This window comes from Selenomonas sp. oral taxon 892 str. F0426 (assembly GCF_000468035.1).
Taxonomy (GTDB): domain Bacteria; phylum Bacillota; class Negativicutes; order Selenomonadales; family Selenomonadaceae; genus Centipeda.
On the sequence record NZ_KI260539.1, the window covers coordinates 283,440 to 309,746 of the forward strand.

Annotated in this window: 20 protein-coding genes, 1 pseudogene and 2 riboswitches; of the genes and pseudogenes, 13 read left to right on the forward strand and 8 right to left on the reverse strand. The window is 53.7% G+C overall.

The features are described from left to right. Nucleotides 1-51 precede the first annotated feature (51 nt). From HMPREF1992_RS06545 to HMPREF1992_RS06600, 12 genes are all read left to right on the forward strand, one after another. Nucleotides 52-1,638, forward strand: a complete 1,587-nt coding sequence (locus HMPREF1992_RS06545) for an ABC transporter substrate-binding protein (protein WP_021685079.1) — start codon at nt 52-54, stop codon at nt 1,636-1,638. Next, a complete protein-coding gene (locus tag HMPREF1992_RS06550; RefSeq protein ID WP_021685080.1) occupies nt 1,639-2,625 on the forward strand; it encodes an ABC transporter permease in 987 nt (328 codons plus the stop codon). Further along, on the forward strand, nt 2,625-3,467 hold the full coding sequence (locus HMPREF1992_RS06555; protein ID WP_021685081.1) for an ABC transporter permease: 843 nt from the start codon (nt 2,625-2,627) through the stop codon (nt 3,465-3,467). The genes HMPREF1992_RS06550 and HMPREF1992_RS06555 overlap by 1 nt, the downstream gene beginning before the upstream one ends. A gap of 4 nt (nt 3,468-3,471) precedes the next feature. After that, nucleotides 3,472-4,290, forward strand: a complete 819-nt coding sequence (locus HMPREF1992_RS06560; RefSeq protein ID WP_021685082.1) for an ATP-binding cassette domain-containing protein — start codon at nt 3,472-3,474, stop codon at nt 4,288-4,290. Nucleotide 4,291: 1 nt separating this feature from the next. Then, nucleotides 4,292-4,900 (forward strand): ABC transporter ATP-binding protein, encoded by a 609-nt coding sequence (locus HMPREF1992_RS06565; protein WP_021685083.1) that lies wholly within the window; start codon nt 4,292-4,294, stop codon nt 4,898-4,900. Between the two features lie 286 nt (nt 4,901-5,186). After that, a riboswitch (cobalamin riboswitch) is annotated at nt 5,187-5,362 on the forward strand. Nucleotides 5,363-5,564: 202 nt separating this feature from the next. Beyond that, a complete protein-coding gene (locus HMPREF1992_RS06570; protein ID WP_021685085.1) occupies nt 5,565-7,751 on the forward strand; it encodes a TonB-dependent siderophore receptor in 2,187 nt (728 codons plus the stop codon). A gap of 305 nt (nt 7,752-8,056) precedes the next feature. Beyond that, the gene (locus HMPREF1992_RS06575; protein WP_196801390.1) at nt 8,057-9,049 is read left to right on the forward strand and encodes an ABC transporter substrate-binding protein; all 993 of its coding nucleotides are present in this window, start codon (nt 8,057-8,059) and stop codon (nt 9,047-9,049) included. Then, nucleotides 9,046-10,086, forward strand: coding sequence for an iron ABC transporter permease (locus HMPREF1992_RS06580; protein ID WP_021685087.1), 1,041 nt, complete (start codon nt 9,046-9,048; stop codon nt 10,084-10,086). The genes HMPREF1992_RS06575 and HMPREF1992_RS06580 overlap by 4 nt, the downstream gene beginning before the upstream one ends. Then, nucleotides 10,079-10,858: an ABC transporter ATP-binding protein gene (locus tag HMPREF1992_RS06585; RefSeq protein WP_021685088.1), complete on the forward strand. Its 780-nt coding sequence runs from the start codon at nt 10,079-10,081 to the stop codon at nt 10,856-10,858. Before HMPREF1992_RS06580 ends, HMPREF1992_RS06585 begins: the two co-directional genes overlap by 8 nt. Beyond that, a complete protein-coding gene (locus HMPREF1992_RS06590) occupies nt 10,855-11,673 on the forward strand; it encodes a class I SAM-dependent methyltransferase (protein WP_021685089.1) in 819 nt (272 codons plus the stop codon). The genes HMPREF1992_RS06585 and HMPREF1992_RS06590 overlap by 4 nt, the downstream gene beginning before the upstream one ends. A 186-nt stretch (nt 11,674-11,859) precedes the next feature. After that, nucleotides 11,860-12,033, forward strand: a riboswitch (cobalamin riboswitch). Nucleotides 12,034-12,259: 226 nt separating this feature from the next. Beyond that, entirely contained in the window at nt 12,260-14,563 is a 2,304-nt protein-coding gene (locus HMPREF1992_RS11915) for a TonB-dependent siderophore receptor (RefSeq protein ID WP_021685091.1), read from the forward strand. Between the two features lie 69 nt (nt 14,564-14,632). After that, complete coding sequence (locus tag HMPREF1992_RS06600) at nt 14,633-15,634, forward strand: ABC transporter substrate-binding protein (RefSeq protein WP_021685092.1); 1,002 nt, start codon at nt 14,633-14,635, stop codon at nt 15,632-15,634. Between the two features lie 327 nt (nt 15,635-15,961). Here the strand turns inward: HMPREF1992_RS06600 and lgt are convergent, their stop codons facing one another. Genes lgt through HMPREF1992_RS06620 form a run of 4 tightly spaced genes read right to left on the reverse strand, consistent with a single transcriptional unit; the run spans nt 15,962 to nt 20,650 of the window. After that, nucleotides 15,962-16,792, reverse strand: a complete 831-nt coding sequence (gene lgt / locus HMPREF1992_RS06605; RefSeq protein WP_021685093.1) for a prolipoprotein diacylglyceryl transferase — start codon at nt 16,790-16,792, stop codon at nt 15,962-15,964. Between the two features lie 14 nt (nt 16,793-16,806). After that, the gene (locus HMPREF1992_RS06610) at nt 16,807-17,358 is read right to left on the reverse strand and encodes a phosphoribosyltransferase family protein (RefSeq protein ID WP_021685094.1); all 552 of its coding nucleotides are present in this window, start codon (nt 17,356-17,358) and stop codon (nt 16,807-16,809) included. A gap of 10 nt (nt 17,359-17,368) precedes the next feature. Then, nucleotides 17,369-18,682: an aspartate aminotransferase family protein gene (locus HMPREF1992_RS06615; protein ID WP_021685095.1), complete on the reverse strand. Its 1,314-nt coding sequence runs from the start codon at nt 18,680-18,682 to the stop codon at nt 17,369-17,371. Between the two features lie 21 nt (nt 18,683-18,703). Beyond that, entirely contained in the window at nt 18,704-20,650 is a 1,947-nt protein-coding gene (locus tag HMPREF1992_RS06620) for a peptidase U32 family protein (protein WP_037358811.1), read from the reverse strand. Nucleotides 20,651-20,983: 333 nt separating this feature from the next. Here HMPREF1992_RS06620 and HMPREF1992_RS11195 point away from each other — a divergent pair. Next, nucleotides 20,984-21,166, forward strand: a pseudogene (locus HMPREF1992_RS11195) (transposase); the annotation flags it as partial. Between the two features lie 160 nt (nt 21,167-21,326). Here the strand turns inward: HMPREF1992_RS11195 and HMPREF1992_RS06625 are convergent. The 4 genes from HMPREF1992_RS06625 to HMPREF1992_RS06640 form a co-directional block, all read right to left on the reverse strand. Next, nucleotides 21,327-23,306 carry a TonB-dependent siderophore receptor gene (locus tag HMPREF1992_RS06625; RefSeq protein ID WP_021685098.1) on the reverse strand — a complete coding sequence of 660 codons (1,980 nt, stop codon included), beginning with the start codon at nt 23,304-23,306 and terminating at the stop codon, nt 21,327-21,329. A gap of 134 nt (nt 23,307-23,440) precedes the next feature. Continuing rightward, on the reverse strand, nt 23,441-24,391 hold the full coding sequence (locus tag HMPREF1992_RS06630; RefSeq protein WP_037358819.1) for an ABC transporter substrate-binding protein: 951 nt from the start codon (nt 24,389-24,391) through the stop codon (nt 23,441-23,443). 45 nt (nt 24,392-24,436) lie between these two features. After that, complete coding sequence (locus HMPREF1992_RS06635; protein WP_021685100.1) at nt 24,437-25,246, reverse strand: ABC transporter ATP-binding protein; 810 nt, start codon at nt 25,244-25,246, stop codon at nt 24,437-24,439. Between the two features lie 4 nt (nt 25,247-25,250). Further along, a complete protein-coding gene (locus HMPREF1992_RS06640) occupies nt 25,251-26,276 on the reverse strand; it encodes an iron ABC transporter permease (RefSeq protein ID WP_021685101.1) in 1,026 nt (341 codons plus the stop codon). Nucleotides 26,277-26,307: the final 31 nt, after the last annotated feature.

Sequence of the window (26,307 nt, forward strand, 5' to 3'; positions counted from 1 at the left end):
TATGCCTTTTTGCGCTTTTGCAAAAAGGTTTTTTTATATGACGAAGGGGGCATGACAGTGAGGAAGTTTCTGATGTGTATGCTGATGGCGATGACAATGCTCATCGTCGGATGCGGCGGAACGGATCAGCCGAAGAACGAGCGCGCCGAGAAGGGCGAGATCGTAATCTCGGTGGGCAAGTACATGGTCGGCGAGGGCTTTGACCCGACGGCGGGATGGGGGCTGTGGGGGCCGGATCCGTTTCACAGCGCATTGATGATGCATGATGCGAAGAATCAGCTCGTTAAGGATTTGGCGACGGATGTGCAGCGTTCGGCGGATGGGCTGAAATATACCTTTACGATCCGCAGTGATGCCAAGTTCTCCGATGGTCAGCCGCTGACGGCGGAGGATGTTGCATTCACCTATGAGACAACGAAGAAGGCAGGCAGCGCCGTCGATCTGGCAGTGTTGGAGTCCGTGCGCGTGCTCTCACCGACACAGGTAGAGTTCACACTCTCCAAGCCCTGGTCGGTCTTCCTTGAGACGACAGCCTCGCTCGGTATTGTTCCGAAGCATGTCTACAAGGAAGGCTATGCGACGGCTCCTGTGGGCAGCGGTCCGTGGAAAGTGGTATCCTTCCAGAAGGAGCAGCAGGTCATCATGGAGCCGAATGAATACTACTATGGAGAAAAACCGAAGCTGAAGAAGGTTACGGTGCTGAACCTCGGCGATGATGCGATTCTCGCTGCCGCCCAGTCGGGACAGGTGGATCTTGTGTTTACCCCGCCGGAATTTGCTTCTGCGTCTGTTCCTAACATGAAACTGGTTCTGATGGATTCCATCGACAGTTTCTGCATCAATATGCCGCAGGAACCGGAGCATGACGAAAACGGAATGCTGATCGGCAACAATGTGACGAGTGATCCTGCGATTCGCACCGCGCTGAACATCGGCATTGACCGCAGGACGATTATCGAAAATGCGCTGGCAGGCTTTGCAAAGCCGACGATGAACTTCGCAGAGGCACTCCCATGGGCGAACAACGCGCTGCAGGAGAAGGACAACCGTGTTGATGAGGCTGTAAAGATCCTTGAGGCGGCGGGATGGAAGGATACGGACGGCGACGGCATTCGCGAGAAGAACGGCATGAAGGCGGAGTTCGTTATCAACGGGCGGGCGAATGATCTGCAGCGCTATAATACGGCTGTGGCTCTTGCACAGGATGCGAAGAAGCTTGGCATCAATATCATTGCAAAGTCGACACCGTGGTCGGAGGCGCGCAAGATTGCGCGAAATATCCCGACAACGTGGGCATTTGGTGACTTTACGCCGCAGACAATCTACAATTATTTCCATTCTGCACAGATCGGTGTCAATGTGATTAACAATCCTGCGATCTATCGCAATCCGACAGTCGATGCGCATATCGATCGCGCACTTGCGGCAACCTCGGAAGAGGAAGCGCTGCGCGAGTTCAAGGCAGCACAGTGGGATGGAACGACAGGGCCGAAGGCAGATATTCCATACCTCTGGATCGCAACGGTTCAGGTTCCGTATCTTGTCAATGAGCGTCTTGAGCTTGGACATCTGCGTGTTGGTGAGCGCGGACAGGGGATGGGGATTCTCGCGAACTTGGATGAATGGCAGTGGAAGTAAATGGATAAGCGCGTACTGTTTTTTCTGGGAGGGAATCTCGTTCGTTTGAGCCTTCTTCTCGTTGCTGTGAGTACGATCAGCTTCATTCTGCTCGCAAATTCACCCATTGATCCAATTGACGCATACTTCATCAACAAGGCGGCCTCGGCAGAGCAGCACGCGCTTGTTGCCGCTTACTGGGGCTTTGACAAGCCGCCGCTCGAACGCTTCCTCATCTGGGCGGGAAATATTCTGCATGGGGACTTCGGCACGTCGTTTATCTATCGTGCGCCGGTGCTCGAAGTCATTGGGGAGAAATTCCGTCTGACGCTCCTGCTGATGCTGACGGCATGGATGCTCTCGGGTGTGATCGGCTTTGTACTCGGCGTGCTTGGGGGGATGTATCGCGGCAGCCGTTTCGACAAGGTGATACAGGGGTTCTCCCTGCTCTGTGTTTCCGTGCCTGTGTTTTGGCTCGGTCTGCTGTTCCTGATGGTGTTCGCGGTCAAGCTGCAGTGGTTCCCCCTCGCGCTTGCCGCGCCGATCGGGAAGCTGCATGAGGAGGTTACGCTCGCGGAGCAGATCCATCATCTGATCCTGCCTGCGCTGACACTGAGCGTTACGGGGATCTCCGCGATGACGCTTCAGACGCGTGAGAAGATGATTGAGGTGATGGGGACAAACTATATGCTCTTTGCCGAGGCGCGGGGCGAGTCGCTCTGGCAGCGTGTGCGGCGGCATGGTCTGCGCAACATTTTGCTGCCCGCGATCACACTCCAATTTGCTTCGTTTAATGAGCTGTTCGGCGGCGCGATTCTTGCAGAGACGGTGTTCTCCTATCCGGGGCTTGGCGGTACGGTCACGATGGCGGGGCTGCGCGGTGATCTGTCGCTCCTGCTCGGCATTGCGATTTTCAGCGCTGTGTTTGTCTTTGCCGGAAATCTCATTGCCAATATTCTGTACGGTATTGTCGATCCGCAGCTGCGTGAGGGGAGGGGAGGTTCTTGATGAAAGAGAATTCCCTGCGCAGCGGCATGAGCGTTCGTCAGCGTCAGCTGATCTTTGCCGTGCTGGCGGGCTGCTTTATCCTCGGGATTCTCGTCTGGGGGACGACGATGCCGGAGAGCGCGTATGCAGTTGACTATGGGCAGAAGAATCTTGCGCCGTCTTTGGCGCATCCGTTCGGTACGGATAACATGGGGCGCGATATGCTTCTGCGCTCGGTCAAGGGAATGTCCATCAGTCTGCAAATCGGCTTTGCTGCCGCATTTGTCAGCTCCTGCATTGCGCTGCTCCTCGGAACGCTCTCGGCGGCATTCGGCGGCAAGGTCGATCAGTTTGTACTCTGGCTCGTGGATCTCTGCATGGGGATTCCGCATATCCTGCTCATTCTCATGATCTCGGTCATGATGGGCGGCGGTGTTATGGGGGTGTCCATCGGTGTCATTGTTACCCACTGGCCGCGCCTGACCCGCATCATCCGTGCAGAGGTCATGCAGCTGCGCGCACAGCCCTATATTCTGGCGGCGCGGCAGTACGGGTACTCGTGGGTGACTGTGGCACGGCGGCATTTCGTACCACATGTGCTGCCGCAGTACATCATCGGGCTCGTTCTGCTCTTTCCCCATGCGATCATGCACGAAGCCGGAATCAGTTTTCTCGGGTACGGGCTGCCGCTGGATATGCCGGCAATCGGCATCATCCTCTCGGAGTCGATGCGTTACCTCGCACTCGGCATGTGGTGGCTTGCGTTCTTCCCGGGATTTTTGCTGCTGCTCATTGTGCTGATCTTTGACCGTCTCGGCGCGGCTCTGCGCGATCTGTTCGATCCGCAGTCCGGACAGGAGTAGGGCGATGGCAGAAGAACTTCTTAGTGTAACGAATTTGTCTGTTTCCTTTCGGATGTACCAGGGGGCACTGACCCATACCTTGGTGGCAGGGATGCACGATGTCAATCTGCATCTGAACCGTGGAGAGATCCTTGCCGTTGTCGGCGCAAGCGGCTCCGGCAAGAGTCTTCTCGCACACGCAGTGCTCGGTATTCTGCCGTACAATGCAGTGACGAGCGGTGAGATGCGGTATCGTGGGGAACTGCTCGACGCTGCCCTCCAAGAGCAACTGCGCGGGCGGGCGATGGCACTGATTCCGCAGTCCGTGACCTATCTCGATCCACTCATGCGCGTCGGCAGGGAGGTCTGCGGACTTTACGGTTCGCCCGCCGATATGGCGGCGACCTTCCGCCGTCTGCACTTGGAGGAGCGGGTGCAGCGTCTCTATCCGTTCCAACTCTCGGGCGGTATGGCGCGGCGCGTGCTCTTTTCGACCGCCGTCATCACCGATGCTTCGCTCATCATTGCGGATGAGCCGACACCCGGCATGGATGTGAAGAGTGCCGTCGAGGCACTGCAGCTCCTGCGCGAACTTGCCGATGCGGGCAAGGGGATTCTGCTCATCACGCATGATATTGATCTTGCCGTCGAGGTTGCAGATACCGTTGCCGTTTTCTACGAGGGGCGAACGGTGGACATGGCTCCGGCTGCTGCATTTCACGGAGATGGGGCTGAACTCGTGCATCCGTATACGAAGGCACTCTATCATGCGCTGCCCCAGAATGATTTTACCGTTTACACGGCGGCAGAGGTGACGCAGATGATTGCGGCGGGAGGTGTGTGAGATGCTGGAGGCAAAGGAACTGTCCTATCGCTATGGGGAGGACAGCCCTGTTCTGTGCAATGTGTCGCTGCGCGTTGCGGATGGGGAGCGTCTCGCACTTCTCGGACCGAGCGGGCGCGGCAAAAGCACATTGGCACTTCTTCTTGCGGGGTATCTTCCGCCGCAAAAAGGGACGATCACCTTGGACGGCGCGCGGCTGCCAAAGGATTGCTACAATCCCGTTCAGCTCATCTATCAGCATCCTGAAAAGGCGATGGATCCGCGCTGGAAGGTTGGCGATACGCTGCGTGAGGCGTGGGATGTGCCGGAGGAACTTCTTGCGGCGATTGGCGCAGAGCCGGACTGGCTCACGCGATGGCCGCATGAACTCTCCGGAGGGCAGCTGCAGCGTCTCTCGATCCTGCGGGCGCTCAGTCCAAATACGCGCGTACTCATTGCCGACGAGATCACCGCGAGTCTTGATCCGATCACACAGGCGCAGATCTGGTCTGTTATTTTGCAGGAAGTTGAAAAACACAATATGATCCTGATTGCCATCACGCACAATGATGCGCTGGCACGACGGATCTGCAAACGCATGGTACATATTGAGGAATTGCAGGGAGAATAAAAAAATCCGGCGTATGTTGACCTGACCCCCAAAAGTTAGACTTAGAGAATCTAACTTTTGGGGGTCAGGTCATGTAGCTGACGCCGGGTTTTTGTTCATTTTTACCCTGTGATGCGGATATCTGCCTCTGGATTTGTAATTTGGAGTATGTGAGGACAAATGTTAATATCGCGCTTGAGAGTTACCAGCTGCTTATTAGAAGGAGGTTGCATGGAAATTACATCGAAAATAGTACGACTTGACAGTTAATTTGGAATATGATAATCTACACTAAGACTTTGTTAATTACATCATTTGCCGATGAGGTGCGCGCTGCGCTTAATAGAGAAGCAGGTGAGACTCCTGCGCTGTCCCGCAGCTGTAATGCAGAGGCTCTCCCCCTATATGTCACTGGGCAACTGGGAAGGCGGGGAGGGACAATGAAGCAGAGCCAGAAGAACTGCCTCACCGGAATGCTGTGTCACCCCTGCGAGAGACAGGAGGGCGCGACGGATGATTTGCTTCGTATGCCTTTTTGCCTTTTGCAAAGAGGCATTTTATTTTGCGCCTAATGCGGGATGCCACGACGCAACATATGCGTACGGACGAACTGCAGGGAGGTGGATTGGAACAGAAACTGTCATTGTTTGATCTCGTTGCGTGAGCTTGTTAGGGAGGAAGTTACATGAAAAAAAGTGTTTTGACGCTAGGAATCTTGACCTGGTTTTTGTTTGCGGGGAATCATGCGGTGCAGGCAAATGCTTCGGCAGAGTTGCCGGCAGTGCATCCGGAACAGGAACAAAATACGGCGGCAACAGAACTATCTACGCCGACCATCTACGTTGAGGCGCCTGGACAGAAGGACAGTCTGCCCGGGGTATACAATGGGGAGCGGATCGGCTTTGGACGGCTGGGCAATCGGAGCATCATGGAAACCCCAATGACCGCCTATGTCCTCAATGAACGCGCACTCGAAGATTATGCAGAGCCCCATGGACCTGTCAACGGCATCCTTCGCAATATTCCGTCGGTAAAGGCGGGAGAAAGCCTGATGTTTAATGATTTTTCCATTCGCGGACATTATCTGCAGGGGGGATCATTTTATGTGAACGGCATTCCGGGACTGTATTCGCAGATGATCGCGCCGACGTACAATGCCGAAAGGATCGAGCTGATCTCGGGACCCAGTCTGGTTGGTGGGACGCAGATGGAGCAGAATGCGGTCGCTGGCTATGTTAATTTTGTCTCAAAGAAGGCAAAGGAAACACCGACCCTTTCATTTAAGCAGACCTTTTCGGGACGGGGACATTGGGGCGAGTATCTTGATATCGGACGACGTTTCGGCAAGAACAGCGAATGGGGCGTGCGCGTCAACGCAGCCGTTTCCAACGGTGAGACAGCGATTCGGGACACGCGTCTGAACACCAAGGGGATTTTCATCAATTTGGATCATGAGGGCAAGAACAGCTCCTCAAATCTCCTCTTGGGATACCAGTATCATAAGGTAAGCGGGGGAGGACAGCGGCGGTTTAAAAAATCTGGCAACTTTACGCAATGGCCGTCTCCGCCGGATCTTTCGACCAATATCGGTTTTGGGCAGATGCTGAAGGAAGAAAATGAGAAGCTGCTTGCATTCAATCATAAGCAAAACATCACAAAGAATCTGAACGTCTTCCTCAACATCGGTCTCTTGGACAGCGACCTGGAGCGCAACATCAGTCCTGAGTCGAGCGCCTATGAAATGCGAAATGCACAGGGTGACTATCGGTTTAAAACACGAAACGGCCGGACACCGAACAAATATTCATACTATGGGCTTGGTGTTTCACAAAAGTTTTTTGTGAAAGGAGCGGAGAATCAGTTCACGCTTGCCGTTGACCATATCGGACAAAAAACATATACGAACTCCACCATCAGGAAGGTAAGCTCCGGATATTTTTCCGGCAATATCTATCGCGGTATGCCCAACATTCCCACGCAGAATTTTCCTTATATTGATAAGAAGTTGAAAGTAGATACGTCACTAAATGGTATTGCACTTACCGACAGCATAAAAATGAACAAACTCCAGTTCACTGTAGGTGTTCACCATCATAAAGCCGATGTCAAAGAGTATGATATCAATGGCATCCAGACAAAGCGCACCACGACCAATGCAACAAGCCCGATCTTTGGGATCCTCTATCAGCCCACGAAGGAGCTGACCTGGTACGCGAGCCATACCGAAGCATTCTCGAAAGGGAGGATGGTAGGAAGCGGGTATGCGAATGAAGGGGAGATGCTTGCGCCGACAAAGGCGAAGGAAAATGAAATTGGCGTGAAGTGGCTCCGCGGAACGGACTATGTTGCGCTCAGTTTGTTCGACATCAAAGAACAGCGCTATATGGACGAAGAACGCTCTTCTAAAAAGTACCTTACGCCAGATGGAGAGCATCAGTTCCGTGGTGTGGAGCTCTCATTCACGCATGACATCAATGCAAAGTGGAGCTTGTTCGGCGGCGCGATGTATGTGAATGCCGTGCAGACTAAGACGAAGGGCGGCAACCATGATGGGCTAAGGGTGGACGGTTCGTCTCTCTGGAACGGAGTTCTTGGAGTGAACTATCGTGCGGATCGGAACACAGAACTATTTGCCCGTATGCTTTCCAATGCGAAAATGTATACTTATAATCAGTCGATTACGCTGCCCGGGTACACCACCTTTGATGTGGGCGTCCGACATAAGTGCAGGGTTGGCGACACGGATATGACCATTATGGCCGCCTGCTACAACGTCACAGGAAAGAACTACTGGATGACACGCAGCCGCGGGGCAGAGGTTATTCTTGGTACGCCGCGGACGTTTATGCTCTCCACGAAGTTTGATCTATAAGGTTAGGGAATCGCTGATAAAATGAAGTCCGTCAGATTGGCGTAGATTTTTTCTCCGAACAAGGAGACAAACCGGATGCATAGCCAAAGCTATGTGGAGGATTTGTCGACACAGTGCGGGCAAAAAAGATGCGCTAAGATGGCGTGGCTGAATTTATCAGTGCTTCCTTAGGATAAGTTCCATGCGCCCTACAAGAGAAGTATCTTGTAGGGCACATTTTTAGGAGCATTATGAGCAAGCGGTATTATATCTTTTTCGCGTTCATACTTCTGTTCATCATAGGCATGCGGATCTATGCATCCAATATGTTTGTGGAACTCACGCAGAAGGATGAACCTACCATTCAGATTGTCGACTCCAAAGGGAGACAGGTGGTCATTCCCTATCCGCTCACGAATGTTGCAGTGATGAACCCCTATACAGCCGAGCTGATCACTGCCGTGGGGGCTGCCGATGCCATTCGCGGAGTGGATCAGGACATATACGAAAACAGAGAGGCATTTCCGATACCGATCACCAAGGATATGGTGATCTGCGGGCATGGTGAGGCGCAGATCCATTTTGAGAAAATCATCCGCCTGCGTCCGCAGGTACTGTTCATGGATGCCGGAAAAGACATTGAACGCGTTGAGAAAGTGCTCGGGATGTTTGGGATTCCCGTGATCGTTTTGAAGGCAGACTCCGCGCCGTATTTTTCGTCAAACTGCAGACTCCTCGGGAAAATTTTTCAAAAAGAAGAGCGTGCAGCAGAACTGGACGCCTATTTCACCTATTGGGAGCAATATGTGAGAGAGCGGCTGGAGCATGTTCCGCAAAAGCGTGTGTACTATGAATGCCGCTACTTTGCACGTGCTGTTGTGCCCGGAGAGTTCTTTCATGAGATGCTGAAGCCGGCGCACGCAGAGAACATTTTTTCCGATGCGCTGAGTATCTATGTGTCTCCAGAATATATCCTTTTACGGCGCCCGGAATACATCGTTCGCCTGTCCGATCTCAAGGATCCCTACTCCTGCAATCCGCCGTCACAGGCCCGATTTGAAGAGATCGCCGAGACGATGAGCGGATATCCGTGCTGGGCGCATATGGATGCTGTTGAGAAAAACCGTATGTTCCTGTTTTCCTATTACTCGCACGGCGGTGCAGGAAAACTCGTCGGGGCAATGTTTTTGGCGAAATATCTGTATCCGGAGTACCTTCCCGATCTTGTTCCGGAGGAAATCCTTCGTGTCTGGATGGAGAAATATCAAGGAATTCCGTATCGGAGCGGCCATACATTCACACCGGAGGATCTCAGATGAATATCATACAAGCATATCGGGACTCGAAAAAAAGAAAGCGGATGTATCTTTTGTTTGCCGTGAGCATCCTGCTTCTTGTCATCGTTATTGCGAGCACTGTTCGCCTGGAGGGGAGCAGATGGCAACTTTTTTATGCGCTCTATCATTATTTCACCGGGACGGTGTCCATCGTTCATCAAGAGATCGACGGCATTCTGCTGGTGATCCGCCTGCCTCGCATTGTGATGGCGCTTTTTGCGGGCTGCGCACTGGCTGTCGCGGGGTGCGTAATGCAGTCCGTGACACGGAACGCTCTGGCAAGTCCCTTTACGACCGGTGTGGCGGCCGCTTCTACCTTCGGCGCAGCAGTGGGCATTGTGATCGGTGCAAATACCTTGCTGGAGGTGATACTATACTCCTTTTCCAGCTCGATGACCTGTATCCTTCTCGTCTATATCGTAGCCTATAGGAGTGGGATCAGTGCGGCAAATGTGGTGCTCGTCGGGATCGGTCTCAACTATTTGTTTTCAGCATTTACGGAATCCATTCGGTTTTATGCAAAGGGATATCAGCTCGAGGCGCTGATTCAGTGGTCTTTTGGTACGCTCGCCCGTGCGCACTGGGATGGCGTGTTCTACTCGGCGCTCGCGACGACAGTATGCTGTTTCCTCCTATATCGCTACCATGTCCAGCTTGACATCCTGTCGAGCAACGGCGATGAGGCGGCCAAATCCCTTGGGGTGAATACCGATAGGATTCGGTTTATCACGGGGGCAATCGCGGTGTTTATGACAGCAACCGTGATTTGCTTTACCGGGGTAATTGGGTTCGTGGGTCTGATTGCACCGCATATCAGCCGCAGCTTGATCGGTGCAGAGCATCGCTATGGGCTTCCTTTTTCTGCCTTGGTCGGGATGATCTTGGTTTTGACTGCCGATACAATCGGGCACTATGCACTCCCGCCGAATGACATTCCGGTGGGCGTTGTTATGTCGTTTTTAGGAGTGCCTTTGTTTATCCATTTGGTATTGAAGAAGAGGAAAACAGACCATGCTTGAAGCAAAAAGCATTGTGTTCTCATTTCAGCAGAAGCAGGTGCTTCAGAATCTTTCATTTCATGTAAAGAATGGGGAGGTTCTGACCGTTCTCGGTGCAAATGGAACGGGAAAGACAACGCTGCTGAAGTGTATGTTGGGGCTTCATACCCTTTCTGCGGGGGAGATTCTCGTAGACGGTCTCCCGATCCAGAAGATGTCCACGCACAGCATGGCAAAGCATATTGCGTATGTCCCCCAGTTTTTTCCGACAGGCACGGGAGGGGGCTTTTCCGTCATGGATTTTATTCTGATGGGGCGAAGTGCGTATGTGAGTCATGGATTTTGCAGGGATGATGAGGAAAAAGCCGCCGCTGTTATTGAGGAGATGGGGCTCGCACACCTTGCCCTGCGCGATGTCGAGATGCTCAGCGGCGGAGAGCGGCAGAGGGTACTGATTGCCAGAGCCCTCGTACAAGGGACTAAGACGATCCTTTTAGATGAGCCGACCAGCAGTCTCGACTTGAACATGGGGGTTCTTGTGCTGGAGCAGATACAGAAGATCGCCCGTGAGAGAGACGTTGCTATTGTTATGACAATCCATGATGTGAATCTGGCCAGTTTATTCTCCAATCGTATCCTGCTCTTGCACAATCAGAGGATCTTCGCACAGGGGACACCTGCAGATGTCATTACAGAGGAGAATATCAGCACGGTTTATGGTGTTCGGAACAAAGTGATGATGCTGAATGGCGTGCCTCATCTGCTGATCATGAGGGGAGAGCAGAGGAAATGAAGCATTCGGCGTGGGACAAGATAGATTATGGTGAAATATGGCTGCAGGAAATGGGGTTCTATGATGCCGATCCTGCAGGAAGGAAGGTGAATGATCGGACGGAGGAGGCGTTCTGGGAGGGGATCGCCCCGCAGTATGCCCAGACCAACAATTTGTTCCGATCTGTTCCGGGGCTGGGGGAGGCCATTCTCCAGCTTTTGGATGAGGATGATGTGGTTTGGGAGATCGGGAGCGGGTCTGCCAACTTTACCATTCCGGTGGCTCAAAAAGTGAGGCGGGTCTTGGGGCTTGAGCCTTCTGCGGCAATGCTTGCGGCAGCGCGGGCGCGGATTCATGCAGAAGGCATAGAGAACGTCTCCTTCGTTCAAAAGAAATGGGAGGATTTTTCCTCGAGCGAGAGCGCCGATGTTGTCTTGTCGATCAATTCTTTCTACCGCATTCGGGACATCCATGCCGCGCTGGACAAGATGACGCAGTATGCAGCACGACGGTGCATCGTCGTCCGCAGCGTCAGCCGCTCGCCGCTTTTCGGGATTTGTAAAGAGGCAGGTATACCGTATCGTTGCTGCAAGGACTATATCCTGATGCCCAACATCCTTTGGCAGCAGGATATTGCTGCCCATGTGCGGTACATCAGCAAAGAAAGTACAAAGAGATACGAAAGTATGGAAGACGTGTGCAAGGAGTTTCCGCCAGGAATCACGCCCCAAGAGAGGCGTATGCTGCAAGAGCTGTTTTTATCCCGTGCAGAGAAGGATCACAGCGGATATATATCCGTTCCGTTCGAAATTCGTCATCATGCGGTGGGATCGTGATAGATAGGGGCATACTGCACGTACGCTAGCGAGGTTAGCCGACTCGCAGAGGAACAAACGAAAACGTCAACGGATTATTGAGGGAGCACTTTCTCGAAAAAGAGTGTTTTTAAATAATAATTCGTCTTGACACGTAATTTGGAATGTGATACTCTACATGGAGTTTTTTGAGAGCTAAATTACAATTAAATCATAGACCGATGAGGTGCGCGCCGCGCTTAATAGAGAAGCAGGTGAAAGACCTGCGCTGTCCCGCAGCTGTAATGTGGAGTCGCCCCCAATACGTCACTGGGAAACCGGGAAGGCGGGGGAGGACGAGGAAGCAGAGCCAGAAGAACTGCCTCATTGGAACGTTGTATCGTCCCTGCGAGAGACAGGAAGGCGCGATGATATTTTTATTTTGTATGCCTTTTTGCAAGCGAGCAAGAAGGCTTTTTGTTTTGTGGCGACTGTGACGATCAGGCGATTCTCACCGGATTTGCCGATGGCATTACTGGAAACGAAATGTGGATGTATGAATTCGGACATTGTTTCCATAAATGTATAGCCGTACTTGTGATCTATGTATGATAAGGAGACCGATTGAATGAAGAAGAAACTGAAGAAGTCTGCTGTGTTAGGCATCTTACTGTCAACTGTTACGTACGGGGGGGTTGACGTTCATGCGCAGGAGATGAATGCAGCTGAACCCGCCGAAGAAACAGCTGCAGATGCAACCTATACAACCAAAGACATCGAAGTCACTGAGGCTTTAAAAGATCCGTTTGGCAATATTATAACAGAGCAGTCCTACTACCGTACGGGCGGCGATGTGAATGTCATTGATCGCGATATGATAGAGAAACGTCATTATGAGCAGCTGACCGATGCACTGCGGCATGTACCGGGGGTTTTAGTCCGCACGCCAGGATTTCGCGGCGGTGAGTTCCAGATCGCCAACAATCATAATGTTGTGAGCATCAACGGTGATGACCGTGTTGTCGTACTCGTTGACGGACGGCGTGTTGATAACTCCGTGAGCAATATCTTTGGGACCTACTCCGATGCTGAGACAAAGGCAAATGTTGATATCAATCAAGTCATCAATATGAACGGGGTTGAACAGATCGAGGTCATCAAGGGTCCCGGCGCTTCGATCTATGGCTCAGATGCAACAGGCGGTGTCATCAACATTATCACGCGCAAGGGCCTCGACAAGACGGAGGGGACACTCGACATTTCGACGGGCTCGTGGCATCGTCATAACTATAAACTCAGCTATGCAGGCAGTCTCGATGAGAACCGCCTCAAATACTTTGTCGGGCTGAGCCGTGAGATGAGCGGTGATTCCAAATATAAGGACGGTCTCAGCGGCAACACCTATACCTTTGTCAATACGGGGTATAAGGATGAGGCTGCGAATATCCGTATCGACTACGATTTCGACAAGAATCATACGCTGCGTTTTGCACATAATCACATGCAGAGTGATGCAGACTATCCGATGGCGGCACCCGACCATAAATACTTTAATCCGATGGATTGGGAGCGTATTAAGAACATATGGAGGGATAGGAACGGGGCACGAGGGGAATCTCGATTCCATGGATTCCGTACCAAGTGGGCAATTTGGGCGGCTACGGGAGCATACAGCGCCTATAACAAGAACAATCACGATTTGACCTATGTGTTCCATCGCGACAGCGGGATGGAGAGCTTTGTGCGCGTCTATCAGCAGAATGAGCGCTATTGGGGATCGAACGGAGAGGAGGACATGCTTGAAGATACGCCTGTTCCGGAGACCCCAGAATGGTATGCATGGGCGAAGGCTCATTACAAAGGGCGAGATTTTCGGAAGTGGTATGACCGTCTCGGCAACGAGGGGATCCAACTGCAGCTCGGTAAAGCATTTGGGAAGCATAATGTACTGACGACATGGACGTATGACCGTTCGGAGTTTGATCATACAGTCCTTTCCACCGGAAAAAAATATCATCTGGAGCGCAGCACGCTGACGGGATATCTTCAGGATAAGATTTTCCTCTCGGATAAATGGGAACTGACCCCTGCAGTACGCTATGCACGCTATAACGATATCGGGCAACGGACAACGACTGGCGTAGAATCGACGATTCGAACCTCAGGCGGTGCTATTTTTACACCATCTTTGAACACGCAGTACGCCTTTGACAAGGCGACGAGCGCGTATTTTGGATATAGCCGTGTACATCGTCCCATCAAGGTGGACGACTATACGAGCGACTTCGGTCCGCGCCCGCTCGAAGATGAAAAGGGCGATGTATGGACGATGGGCGTTCGTCACGCATTCAGCAAGGACACATCGCTTGCCGTTCACTACAATTATACGCATATGGCCAATGCAATTACGGAGTACAGCGTTTGGGACGATGATGAAGGAGATTTTACTGCGAAGTCCATCAATGCAAAAGAGGGAAAGAAGGCGTTCAACCTTTCTCTTTCGCACCGCTTCCGTCCGCATTGGTCGTTGACACTGAATTACACCCATGCCTTTGACAAGTTCTCTGCAAAGGATGGACTCGTCTTTGACCCTGCGCTCACATGGGCGAACGGAAATGTTAATGCTGCCATCAATGACATGCGCCCTGCAAATGTCTATATGGCGGATCTTGTCTATGAGAACGGCAAACTTAATACATCGTTGACGGGAACGTGGTATACGGGCTGCAATACGGCGGCATTTACGAGTGCGCGTGCCCTCCTGCTCGATTTCAACATCAATTACAAGCTGCATGACGACATGACGATCTATGCATCGGTGTCGAATCTCACGAATCAATCCTATGAAACGATTGTGTCAGAGTATCATGGAAAAGGCTCTTGGCCGGAGGCGGGACGTCATTTCATGATCGGTGCGAAGTATAAGTTCTAAGAATTCCATAGAATATAATGGCAAGTTGGTTCGATAACCACTTGCCATTATGTTTGAGGTGTTATTGCAATGAAAAAATCTATTTTGTTGTTGTTTGTTATGGGGGGTATTATCATAGCGGCTGCAATGGTGCGAGAGCCGACTTCTGTTATGGACGAGCCGCGCAATAATTACGTTAATGATATACGACGCGAGTCAATCGAGATCCAAACCATTGATACGAATGAGGAACCACGTTCCATTTATCTTACCCAAATACCTTCCCGCGTTTTTGTATGCGATGGCGTTTTGCTGAATACACTGATCCCGCTGGGGATTGGGGATCGGATTATTGGGGCATCAGTCAGCAGCACGGCAAGCGGCCTTTATGAAAATTTGAAAAAGGAGTATCCGGAGGAAATCAAAAAAATACCGCATATCTCTTCTCGGCTTATCAGTCGTGAAGAGCTGATTTCCTATCAGCCGGATTTTGTTATTGGGTGGAAATCTGCATTCTCTCCGCACCGATTTGGCAGCATCCAATGGTGGGAGGAGCGCAGTATCCCATCCTATATTATTGCAACCTCCAATCATGTGAAAAAATCCGCGACCATTGAAGATGAGTGTAAGTTCCTAGATGATATGGGGCGGATTTTTGACGTGCAAGAGAAAACGAATGCTGTCATACGGGATATTTACGCGGAGTTGGAGATTGACTGGACGGATGACAGGGTGAAGCAGCAGGATGTCATGGTTGTGGAGGTTGATGGGAACGAGGTCATGAACTATGATGAGGGCTGGATCGTGGGAGATATGGTACGGCGTTTGGGCGGGCGTATGCCCCTTCAAAGTGAATCGGCAGGTATGGAGGAGATGATCCTGCAGAATCCTGATGTGATATTTGCGGTATATTTCAATGAGCGACATCGTGCACAGTCGGAGGCATTCTTTCGAAATGTGCGCCTGAATTCTCTGCGTGCGGTGCAAAACAATCGTATTTATATGATCCCCTTCGGCTATATATACACACCTGGACTCAAGACACTTGAAGGTCTGCGTGCCATCAAAAAGGGGTTGTATCCCACTTTGTAACTCAAGCGAATACGAGTCGATGTAAAGAGCGTTTGCTTTTTCACAACAATTTTATCTGTCGAATTTCCGGATTAAGCAATCGCTGATAAAGTCAGCACCGCCGTCTTAGTACATCTTTTCTCACTTTTGTCAGCAAATCGGACGAAAAATCCACGCCAATTTGGTAGCCTTATTTTATCTGCTGTTCCTTAGGTAACAGTACACGCCCGCCTTCAAATTGCTTGAAGGGATTCGTTCGATTCGGCGAGGACTGTATCCAGACGAATGATAGGCCTTATACACGAAAAAAGCTGCCATTTGATAGGCAGCTTTTTCATATGCAAAATATTATTTTTTTCGTCGCGTCTTCTTTCGCTCGTGTGGTTCTTCTTCTGTTTTTGTTGGTATGGCTTCTTTTCGCAGTCCAAGCCAGAGGAAGAAACAAAGTGCGACAAGACCGAAACCGAGGCTTGTCATCTGGGCGCTTGTGAAAAGCCCCAAATATTTCTCCGTGTAGTCGCCGCGCAGATACTCGAGTGCGAAGCGCACGAGGCTGTAAAGCATGACGTAGAGGGCAAAACACTGTCCGCGTGCATGTCCGCGTGCGCGAAAGATGAGCAGGAGGGCAAAGATGACGATGTCAAGCTGCCCCTCCCAGACCTCTGCTGGCCAGAGCGGCTGTGTGCCGTAGGTGTGGTGGGCAAGTGTCGTGTCCGGGTAGAGGATGCCGAAGCTGCTGCCCGTCGGTGCGCCGAAGGCATCCCCGTTGAGGAGGTTCGCGCACCGGCCGAGCGCCTGTCCGAGTACAATCGCAGGTGCGGTGACATCCATGAAGTGAATGGTGTCGAGTTTGTGCCTGCGGCAGTAAAGGATGCCGGCGAGCACACCGAGAAAGACACCTCCCTGGATCGCCATGCCGCCCTGCCAGACGTTCAGAATCTCGGTCAGGTGGTGCTGATAGTACTCCCAGTCAAAGAAGAATACATCCCAGAGCCGCGCACCGAGGAGTCCCGCAATACCGCAGTAGATGCCGAGATCGGGGACGTGCTTCTCGTAGCCGCGTCCGTCCGCCTTTGCGAGAAAGTAGCCGACGCCCGTCGCGAGCAGGATGGAGAGTGATATGACGACACCATAGGAGCGGATGGGGAAGTCGCCGATGTAGAAGAGGTACTGATGCAAGAGATGCCGCCTCTCTACTGTGCTTCAAAGAGCGGCAGGGCTTCAAGGAAGATGATGTCCGTCCGCTTTGCAGCATCGCCCTCGGCGAGCACCGCCGCCTGCCCGATGACGTGCGCACCTGCCTTTTCGGCGAGGCTGCCAAGTGCCGTCATGGAGCCGCCCGTGCTGATGACATCGTCAAGGAGGAGCACCTTACGCCCCTCGATGCGTTCAATGTCTGTATTCATGAGGTAGAGACGCTGCTTGCCCATCGTGGTGATCGACTCGTCCTCGACCCAGATCGGATCTTCCATGTATGCCTTGACAGACTTACGTGCTGTTATGTAGTAGGGCATGCCAAGCTGGCGTGAAAGCTCCGCCGCGAGGGGGATTCCCTTTGTCTCGGCGGTCATGATGATCTCAGTATCTGCAGGAATCTTCTTTGCGAGTTCGCGCGCACAGTTTTCGCATAGCTCAACATCGCCGAGCATGATGAAGCCAGCAATCGCAAGGTTCTCGTTGAGGTTGAGGATGGAGAGCCTGCGCTCGCACCCAGCAACGGTGAGGTCATAATATCGTTTTGCCATGATACTTTCCTTAGAGTCCTTTCTCTGTGAGGACCAGTTCGAGCGCATTCAGTACATCGTTGATATTGTCCTCGGTGATGATGAGCGGCGGCTGGAATGCCATGACATTGCGCCCGATGCCGTTCTTGCCGACGATAAAGCCGCGATCCTTCAGCTCCTCAAGCACAAGGTCGAGCTCGGCGGCGGCGGGGGATTTGTCCGCGTGGACGAACTCCGCGCCGACCATCAGGCCGAGACCGCGAACATCGCCGATGATGGGATGGCGTTTCTGGATTTCCCTAAGTCCTGCGCGCAGCTGCGCTCCTCGTCGTTCGGCGTTCTCCATGAGGTCGTGCTCCTCGATATAGCGGATGACATGAAGTCCTGCCGTTGTGGAGACGGGATTGCCGCCGAGCGTCGACGCGCCGGGCTTCGTGTAGGTATCTGCAACCTCGGGGGTTGCGATGAATGCACTGATGGGCGCGCCGTTGCCGAGCGCCTTTGCCATCGTCATAATATCGGGAGCAACGCCGAAATGCTCGATGGCGAACATCTTGCCCGTGCGCGCAAAGCCCGTCTGCACCTCGTCTGCGATGAAGAGTACGCCGTAGTGGTCGAGGATCTCCTTGACGCGCTTGAAGTAGTTCTTCGGCGGGACGATGATGCCCGCGTTGCCCTGAATGCTCTCCGCGATGAATGCGGCAGGCCGCCCAGAGGTGGCACTCTTGATCGTTTCCTCGAGCTCATAGGTGCAGTCGATGCCGCACTCCTCGGGTGTATGCTGATGCGGGCAGCGGTAGCAGTAGGGGTTCTTGACAAAGTGGATGCCGCCGACGGGATTCGGATCGGTGCGCCACATGGAGATGCCCGTGAGGCTCATCGTGAGCTTCGTACGCCCGTGGAGACCGCCGCGCAGAGCGATGAACTCGCTGCTGCCCGTGGCAATCTCGGCGAGGAGCGACGCGCCCTCGTTCGCCTCCGTGCCCGTGGAGCAGAAGAAGCTCTTTTGGAGATTTCCCGGGGTGATGCGCGCAAGCTGCTCGGCGAGGTTGACGAAGTTCTCCGTAAGGTAGATGTTGCAGACGTGTTGGAGCGTGTTCAGCTGCTCCGTGACGGCGGCATTGATCGCGGGATTGCAGTGTCCGCAGTTGATGACGGAGACGCCTGCGAAGCAGTCGAGATACTTTCTGCCCTCACTGTCGTAGAGATACTGCATCTCGCCGCGGACGATCTGGCGCGGGTCGCTGTAGAAATGCCCAAGGCAGGGCATGATGTATTTCTTCTTCTTTTCAAGGATGGCGGCAGCGCCGATGTAGTTGTTCTCGTTCGTGGAAGCTATGTCCATGGAATATGCTTTCTATCGTGCTCAAATGGAATTTCGGCTTTGGCGGAAACGGTATGTTCCAATGCCAAGGGGGCGCGGCGAGATCTCTGTGAGGCGGTCAAAATCTGCCGCACGATATCCGTCGCCGCCCGCCGCGAGGCGATCGAGCGCGGCGCGGTAGATGCGGACAATCTCAGACGTCTCCTCTGCCGTATAGTCCTGCGCCTCAATGCGGTAGGAGCCGAGGCCGTTGAACTTCTCAAGGTAGGGGTAGAGGCAGAGATCTTTCGCAAAGTAGATATGGTTGCGCCCGTACTGATCGATGCGGATGGGGTGTACGCCGCCTGCCTCGTCGCGGAACGCATAGTGCGTATCCATCAGTTCCGGCGCGGCAAGATCGCTGTAGTTCGGCAGCGACATCGCGGGGAAGTTGTAGTCACAGATCATGGACTCGTACGCCCCGTGTACGACCGCCTCGATCGGGAGCACTGCGTTCTCGACGATCTCGCGCAGCTGACGGAAGGACAGCTCATAGGAGGCAGCAGCCATCGTGAGACCGTTCTCCTTGAGGAAGGTAACGGCGAGATGGTTGAAGATGTTAAATGAGTGATCCGCCTGTACGGGCAGCTTTGTCAGCGTTCGTGCGAGTTTCAGCGTGCCGAGGTTGCCAACCATGATGCCATCCACAGGCATTGCGTTCAGCGCGGTGAAGAACTGCTCAAGTTCGCCGCACTCACGCCGCATGGTCGTGCGCGACGTGTTGACGACCACGCGTGTGCGACCCGCCGCATAGCGTGCAATCTCCTCATAGTCCGTAAGTTTCCACGGGCGGTTGGGGCGGAATGCCTCGCCGCCGACATAGATTGTGTCTGCTCCGGCATCCACTGCAGCACGTGCAGCATCCGGCGTACTGACGCGTACGCTGAGGTGACGGCTCGGTGTGTTTTCCTTTTCGATGGAGCGTTCCTCGCGCAGCACCTCGTCGGCAAAGCCCGCCTCCTCGATCGCCTGACTGAAGAAGCGCGGTTCGCGTTCCCCCGTCATCCCAATATCGATGGCAGATGGCTGACCGAATGCGAACGTCGTCGTATAGTCGCGCACGCGGTTGTCGTAGAGCGTGCGCCAACCCTCCTCGTCCGTCGTGTAACCGTTCGGATCAGCGATATAGGAATCGATCGCCTTGCGATATGTGGAGACAAGGCGGCTGATGAACTCCGGCGAGCGCATACGTCCCTCGATCTTGAACGAGTAGACGCCAGCCTGTATGAGCGCAGGGATCGAGCGGTACATGCACATATCCTTCAGTGCGAGTTTATACGGTCCCGGACTGTCCTCATCGAGTACCTCACCCGTTTTCTCGTCGATCATGGAGAACGGCCAGCGGCAGATCTTCATACAGCGCCCGCGGTTGCCGCTCTGACCGAAGAGAACGCCCGAGTGGATACATTGTCCGCTCTCGGAGATGCACATGTCGCCGTGCATGAAGTACTCGACCTCAATACCCGTACGTGCGCGGAAGAGCGCCAGCTCTGAGAGCGTCATCTCTCTGCCGACGACAATGCGCGTAATGCCGTACTCTTTGAGCTTTTCGATCGCATGCTCGTTGTGCGTATTCATCATGACGGACGTATGCAGGGGGACAGTAATGCCCATCTCGTGGACCAGTTCCAGCACAGCAAAGTCCTGTACGAGAATCGCATCGGGGCGAATCTCCTCGAGATAGGCGAGGTATTCGCGCAGCGCCGGAAGTTCTTCATTGCTGATGAGGTTGTTGAGCGTAATGTAGAGCTCAACATTGTGGGCATGCGCGTAGTTTACCGCAGCCTTTAGCCGCTCGTCATCGAAGTTAAAATCACCCTCATGCAGGCGCATATTAAAATGTTTGCCGCCGAGATAGACAGCATCCGCACCGGCCGCAATGCCCGCAGTCATGGCATCCCATGTGCCGGCCGGGGCAAGCAGTTCGACGGATTTTCGGTGTAACAGCATTGTGAAAGTAACTCCTTCTGGATGGAGAATTTGTTGCTTCAGCCAATGAGGCATTCTCCTTTATCGCCTATGATTATAGCAGGAAAAAACATTTCTTTCAAATGATGTCACAAATAGCAAAAAAGAATGAATATAAATAGAAGTTTTTTCGTTGCTTTCCTTGTAAAAGAAGTGCTTTTTGGGTACGTTATACATAGAATTTATCACAGGTGATAGAGGATATAAATTTTATATAACATACACCGCAGTTGGTGTATTTTTGGTCGCCGAATAGGTATAATAACCCCCCAGTTCAACTGGAGGTAGAGAAAAAATTCTTATAGAAAAGTGTAGTACAAATACGGGAATCGACATTTTTGGTGTCGCGGATATTATGTCGATACTGTTGGGAAATGTGAAAATGCAATCAAGAATTATATCAAGAATCAGTTACAGGAGGATATTATGGCAGATCAACTAAGCCTAAAGGAGTTTGTTGACCCGTTTACGGGTAGCAGGAGTGAAAAAGGCAAATAAAAATGCCCCCAAGTAGGGGGCTGCCCGTGACAATAGTGTGGTTGTCAGAACCCATTCGATGCATCTTTTAAGGTGCTACCACAAGCATTTGGCCCTTATAGGGCCTGTTCAAATCACCAGTTCAACTGGTGGTTTTGATTAATTGTTTTACTGTGTCTGTTTAGAACGTCATGCGTACGCCGCCGCGCCAGATGCGGCCGTCGTAGGCGAGCGCGTCGCTCTCCTTGTCGAAGATGTTGTCGATACCGAGGTAGGCGCTGAACTGGTCGTTGAATTTCTTGGTAACAACGAAGTTCGTGAGTGCGAGAGCCGCGTCCTTATAAACGGTGCGCGCAGCCATGCCTCTGCCGACCTGCTCCGCATAGCGGTAGCCTGAGATCCAGTCCTGCCAGAGTGTTGCGTTCCAGCCATGCCGCGGGTCATCGTAGCTGAGCTGGAGGCTCGCCTTGTGGCGGGCGCGTCCCATTAGGCGCGTGTTAGTCTTATCGTCCTGTGCGTCGAGGTAGGTATAGAGCCCACGCAGGGCGAAGCCGCTGCCGAGATCCTGTTTCGCCTCAAGCTCGACGCCCTGTATCGTGGCGTTGTCGATGTTCTGATATGTACCGGTTGAGAGGATAGTAGGCGGCGGGGGACCGGGGATGACGGTATTGACTACATTGACGTTGATCAAGTCTTCCACTTTGTTGTGGAAGTACGTGAGCTTACCGAAGGTCTTGCCGCGCTCGCCCTCGACTCCAAGGTCGAAGTTCAGCGCCTTTTCGGGCTTCAGATCGGGATTTCCAACAATATGGACATTCACCCGCGCAGCAGGTGTATGCCGCCAGTCAAAGTAGAGTTCGCTTGCCGTCGGAGCGCGGTAGGCAGTGCCAACATTCGCCTTGAAGCGCAGTCCTTTGCTCATTTTGTAAGTTGTGCCGAGCTTACCCGTCACCTCGCTGCCGAATACGTCGCTGTGATCCCAGCGCACAGACGGGATGATCGTCCAGCGCGGGCTGGCGAGCCACTCATCCTGCACATAAAGTGCGGCAAAATCCATCGAGCTGTCGCCGAGCTGATTGGTCACACCCTCAAGCGTTGTTGTCCTGGAGCCTTTGATGCGTGTACTCTCATAGTCCTCCTTGCGGTATTCGCCGCCGACGGTCATCAGGTGGTTTGGAGCGAGCTGTATGGAACGCCTGCCGTCAAAGATCAGCGAATTGTACGTCATATCGTCAAAGCTGCTGAGTGCGCTGTCGGCACGTTTTCTTGTCCGCTGGTTTTTGTCGAAATAGGTATAGTATACCTGCATCTCGTAGTCGCCGCGGCTGTCGCGTCCCGAATACTTTGCGCCCGTCGTGATGCGGTCATGGTCGTAGGTTGTTTTCTGCGTGGCAGAGTCCTTCATATCGAGGTCTTCCTTCAGATAATCAAAGAAGACATCGAGATGTTTGTCCTTTGTTATCTCCATACGGCCGTCGATGTTGAAGAAATACTTCTTACCGTACATATTGCTGATGCTGTTCGTGCCGCGCTCCCGCACGCCCATGTGTTTGAAGCTCGTGCTGAATGCCCATTTGCCCACCTTGCCGGAGTCGAGGCGGAGGCCTTGATCGTTCTGGCGCGTTGTCCAGTCGAGCGTAACAGAGGTCTGCGCCTCGGCGGGGCGCTTCCGAATGACGTTGATGACGCCGCCGAGCGCTTCTGAGCCATAGAGGGAGCTGACCGCGCCGCGCACGATCTCGATCCGTTCTACGTCGTCTATGTTGACGCGCTGCAGCTCATAGTAGTTCATCGTCTCACTCGTGTTCTCCGTACGGACACGGCGCCCGTCGATGAGGATGAGCGTCTGGTTCGTGTTCATGCCGCGGAGGGCAGAGCGATTACCGACCATTGCGTTTTCCTGTATGTCGATGCCGAGCGCGAGCTTCAGTGCCTGTGCGAGGCTCTCTGCGCCCATCTTGTCAATGTCTGCGCGTGCGATGACCTCGACGGCGCTCGGGGTCTCCTTGACCTCCTGCTCCGTGCGGGACGCTGTGACAATGACTTTATCTGTAACGACAGATGTTCCACCATCGCGAGCGGCTGCGCAGGCGGGTACGGTTACTGTACTCAGTACGGCTGCGGTCAGAAGAATGCTCTTCCGCGTGTGCTTGTGTGACATTGTTCTATCTCCTATCACTATATGTCAAACATGGCGTGTGCAAAAACTTCACGTGCGAAATTTTTGCACATCGCCGCTGCCGCCTCGTTTTGCTCTCCTGAAAGCACGTCTTTTTCCTTTGTCAATCACTCCCTTCACTGCGGCGTTGGATACATGATATCCGCGATCGTCTGGAGTGCATCCGCGGCGCGGACGCCGGGATTTACGGCGAAGAGTTCGTACGGGAGTACATAGACACGCCCGTTCTTTACAGCGTCGACATCTGCCCATGCCTCGCTCTCCTGCAGGTCGCGGCGCATCTTGGGTTCGAGCGTCTCTGCAGGACCGTGCACGACGATGAAGATCACGGCGGGATTCTCGCGCGCGACGAACTCCATGGAGAGCGGCAGATAACCGCCGTCCCCCTCTGCCCGGTCGGCAATATTGCCGCCGCCGAGCATATCGATCAGACCGCCGGTAAAGCATTTCGATGTGCCCATGTTAAAGCTGTCGGGCGAACCGAAGACGAGGAGATTCTTTGGTGGTGTGCGGCCCTCCGCGCGCGTCTTTACAACATCGAGCTTCTCCTGAATCACTGCTGCCTGCGCACGCGCGTCCTCTTCATGTCCTGTGAGTTTCCCATAGAAATCAAGTGTGGAGAGCAGGGAAGGGACGTCGTCGAGCGCCTGTATGTAGAGCGGTACGCCGGCATTGCCAAGTGTCTCCACGAGTCCCGTATGGAAGGGGACGTTTGTGCCGATGACGAGATCGGGCTGCAGCGCGAGGATCTTCTCAATGTCGGGCTGGTGTATGATGCCGACCTCCTCTGCGGCTGCTGTTTTTTCCTTGACCGTCTCCGAGAGCACCTGCGAGGTCGGCTTTCCAACGATGTTGTCGGCGCCGCCCGCTGCGACGTAGAGGTCGAGGTTCGACGGGTTGAGGATGACAACGCGCTGCGGATGCGACGGAAGTGTGACCGTGCGCCCCGTGCTGTCCGTCACCGTGCGTTCCTTTTGCTCCGGCGATGCCTGCTCCTGCGGCCAGAGGAGAAAGACTGCGGCTGCCGCGAGACAGAGAAATGCCGCAATGATACCGATTTTTCGCATAAACACCTCCAAAAACGATAAAGCCATCCTGTTGGATTTCGGCGCTCAATGTTCGTGTGCCTTCCGCGCAACGCGCTCCGGGAGGCAGAGTTTCGTGTGCCGCCCAGCGATCTCAACATCGCTGACGCGGCTCTCGACACCGTAGAGATCACGCACGAGTTCGCGCGTGAAGACGTCGTTTGGGGATCCGTCCGCGATGATCTTGCCCGCGTGAACGGCAATGAGGCGTTCACCATAGCGCACGGCTTGGTTGAGGTCGTGCAGCACCATAATGACAGTGAGACCGAGTGTTTCGTGGAGATTTTCCACGAGCTCCATGAGCGCGAGCTGATGGCGGATGTCGAGATACGTGGTCGGCTCGTCGAGGAGCAGTGCCTCCGGCTGCTGTGCAAGTGCCATCGCAAGACGCGCACGCTGACGTTCGCCGCCGGAGAGCGCGCGGATTGGGCGCATGGCGAAGGACTCCATGCCTGTTCGTGCCAATGCCTCACGACATATTTCCTCGTCCTCTTTGGAGAACATGTCCCAGAATTTTCGATGCGGCAGGCGTCCCATGCGAACGAGGTCGAGTACTGTAATATCGCCGGGCGGTTCTGCACTCTGGGGCAGGAAGGCGATCTTCTGTGCAATATCCCGTTCGCTTTTTCTCCATATATCCGTTCCCAGGAACTCAATTGTTCCGCTGTGCGGCTTGAGGAGGCGGGCGAGCGCCTTTAGAAGTGTCGACTTGCCTGAGCCGTTGGGGCCGATGATTGCTGCGATCTCTGCGCGGTGTATGCAGACATCGACCGCATGTATGATCTCCGTGCTCCCGTAGCCGAGTGAAAGAGCGTGTGCCCGCAGCAGTTCTTCCATAACGTCACTCCCTTCGCATGCTCTTTTTGAGCAGGTAGAGGAAGAACGGCGCGCCCAGAAAGGACATGAATACGCCGACCGGAACTTCGACCGGTGCAAAGGCGACGCGTGCCGCAGCATCCGCACCGGCGACAAGCGCTGCCCCCCAGAGTGCTGACGCCGGCAGGAGCCAGTCAAAGTCAGAGCCGGTCAGGAGGCGCACGATATGCGGCACGACGAGTCCAACAAAGCCGAGCATGCCTGCAGCACTGACAGCGGATGCGGCGAGCAGCGCGGCAAGCACGAGGAGGACAAGGCGGGCGCGTGCGACATTCACGCCGAGGCTCCGTGCCGTCTCCTCGCCGAGCTGCAGGGCGTTCAGCCAGCGACTGCCGAGCAGCGCTCCGGCAATGCCGATGAGTGTGTAGGGGAGTACCATCTCCGCATGGCTCCAGCTGCGCCCCGCGAACCCTCCTGCCATCCAGTTCACCGTGCCCTGCACGCGATCGGAGTAGAATACCATCAGTGCAGTCATCGCTCCGCCGAAAAATGCGGCGATGGCGACACCTGCGAGTACCATGCGCATTGGGTGTACGCCGTTTTCCCATGAGAGGGCAAAGACGAGCGCTACGGCAATCATCGCTCCAATGAAGGCGCCGAGTGGGACGAACTTCGTCTCGGCAGGCAGCAGGATCATGATGCACATGGCAGCAAGTCCGGCTCCTGCGGAGACACCGATGATGCCCGGATCGGCGAGCGGATTTTTCAGAATACCCTGCAGGATACAGCCTGCGAGTGCAAGATTGATGCCTGTGAGTGCGCCTGTGACGATGCGCGGCAGACGAATATGATAGAGAATGCGGTAGTCCTCCGGTGTGCCGTTTCCGAGCAGTGTCGGAAGAATATCGCGCGGGGCGATCTCGACCGCGCCCAATGAGGCACTCGCAAGCAGTGCTCCAATGAGTGCGAGGAAGCCGATGCCAAGTGCCAGCCGCCGCAGCAGTGTACGCGGATGAATGTCGGTGGGGAGGTTTTTTCCAGATGGTTCCATAGAATCTCCATGCTGTAAGAATATGAGATAT

Coding starts and splice junctions, on each gene's coding strand:
- HMPREF1992_RS06545 (WP_021685079.1), top strand. CDS start 52: ATGACAGTGAGGAAGTTTCTGATGTGTATGCTGATGGCGATGACAATG.
- HMPREF1992_RS06550 (WP_021685080.1), top strand. CDS start 1,639: ATGGATAAGCGCGTACTGTTTTTTCTGGGAGGGAATCTCGTTCGTTTG.
- HMPREF1992_RS06555 (WP_021685081.1), top strand. CDS start 2,625: ATGAAAGAGAATTCCCTGCGCAGCGGCATGAGCGTTCGTCAGCGTCAG.
- HMPREF1992_RS06560 (WP_021685082.1), top strand. CDS start 3,472: ATGGCAGAAGAACTTCTTAGTGTAACGAATTTGTCTGTTTCCTTTCGG.
- HMPREF1992_RS06565 (WP_021685083.1), top strand. CDS start 4,292: ATGCTGGAGGCAAAGGAACTGTCCTATCGCTATGGGGAGGACAGCCCT.
- HMPREF1992_RS06570 (WP_021685085.1), top strand. CDS start 5,565: ATGAAAAAAAGTGTTTTGACGCTAGGAATCTTGACCTGGTTTTTGTTT.
- HMPREF1992_RS06575 (WP_196801390.1), top strand. CDS start 8,057: ATGTTTGTGGAACTCACGCAGAAGGATGAACCTACCATTCAGATTGTC.
- HMPREF1992_RS06580 (WP_021685087.1), top strand. CDS start 9,046: ATGAATATCATACAAGCATATCGGGACTCGAAAAAAAGAAAGCGGATG.
- HMPREF1992_RS06585 (WP_021685088.1), top strand. CDS start 10,079: ATGCTTGAAGCAAAAAGCATTGTGTTCTCATTTCAGCAGAAGCAGGTG.
- HMPREF1992_RS06590 (WP_021685089.1), top strand. CDS start 10,855: ATGAAGCATTCGGCGTGGGACAAGATAGATTATGGTGAAATATGGCTG.
- HMPREF1992_RS11915 (WP_021685091.1), top strand. CDS start 12,260: ATGAAGAAGAAACTGAAGAAGTCTGCTGTGTTAGGCATCTTACTGTCA.
- HMPREF1992_RS06600 (WP_021685092.1), top strand. CDS start 14,633: ATGAAAAAATCTATTTTGTTGTTGTTTGTTATGGGGGGTATTATCATA.
- HMPREF1992_RS06610 (WP_021685094.1), bottom strand. CDS start 17,358: ATGGCAAAACGATATTATGACCTCACCGTTGCTGGGTGCGAGCGCAGG.
- HMPREF1992_RS06615 (WP_021685095.1), bottom strand. CDS start 18,682: ATGGACATAGCTTCCACGAACGAGAACAACTACATCGGCGCTGCCGCC.
- HMPREF1992_RS06620 (WP_037358811.1), bottom strand. CDS start 20,650: ATGCTGTTACACCGAAAATCCGTCGAACTGCTTGCCCCGGCCGGCACA.
- HMPREF1992_RS06625 (WP_021685098.1), bottom strand. CDS start 23,306: ATGTCACACAAGCACACGCGGAAGAGCATTCTTCTGACCGCAGCCGTA.
- HMPREF1992_RS06630 (WP_037358819.1), bottom strand. CDS start 24,391: ATGCGAAAAATCGGTATCATTGCGGCATTTCTCTGTCTCGCGGCAGCC.
- HMPREF1992_RS06635 (WP_021685100.1), bottom strand. CDS start 25,246: ATGGAAGAACTGCTGCGGGCACACGCTCTTTCACTCGGCTACGGGAGC.
- HMPREF1992_RS06640 (WP_021685101.1), bottom strand. CDS start 26,276: ATGGAACCATCTGGAAAAAACCTCCCCACCGACATTCATCCGCGTACA.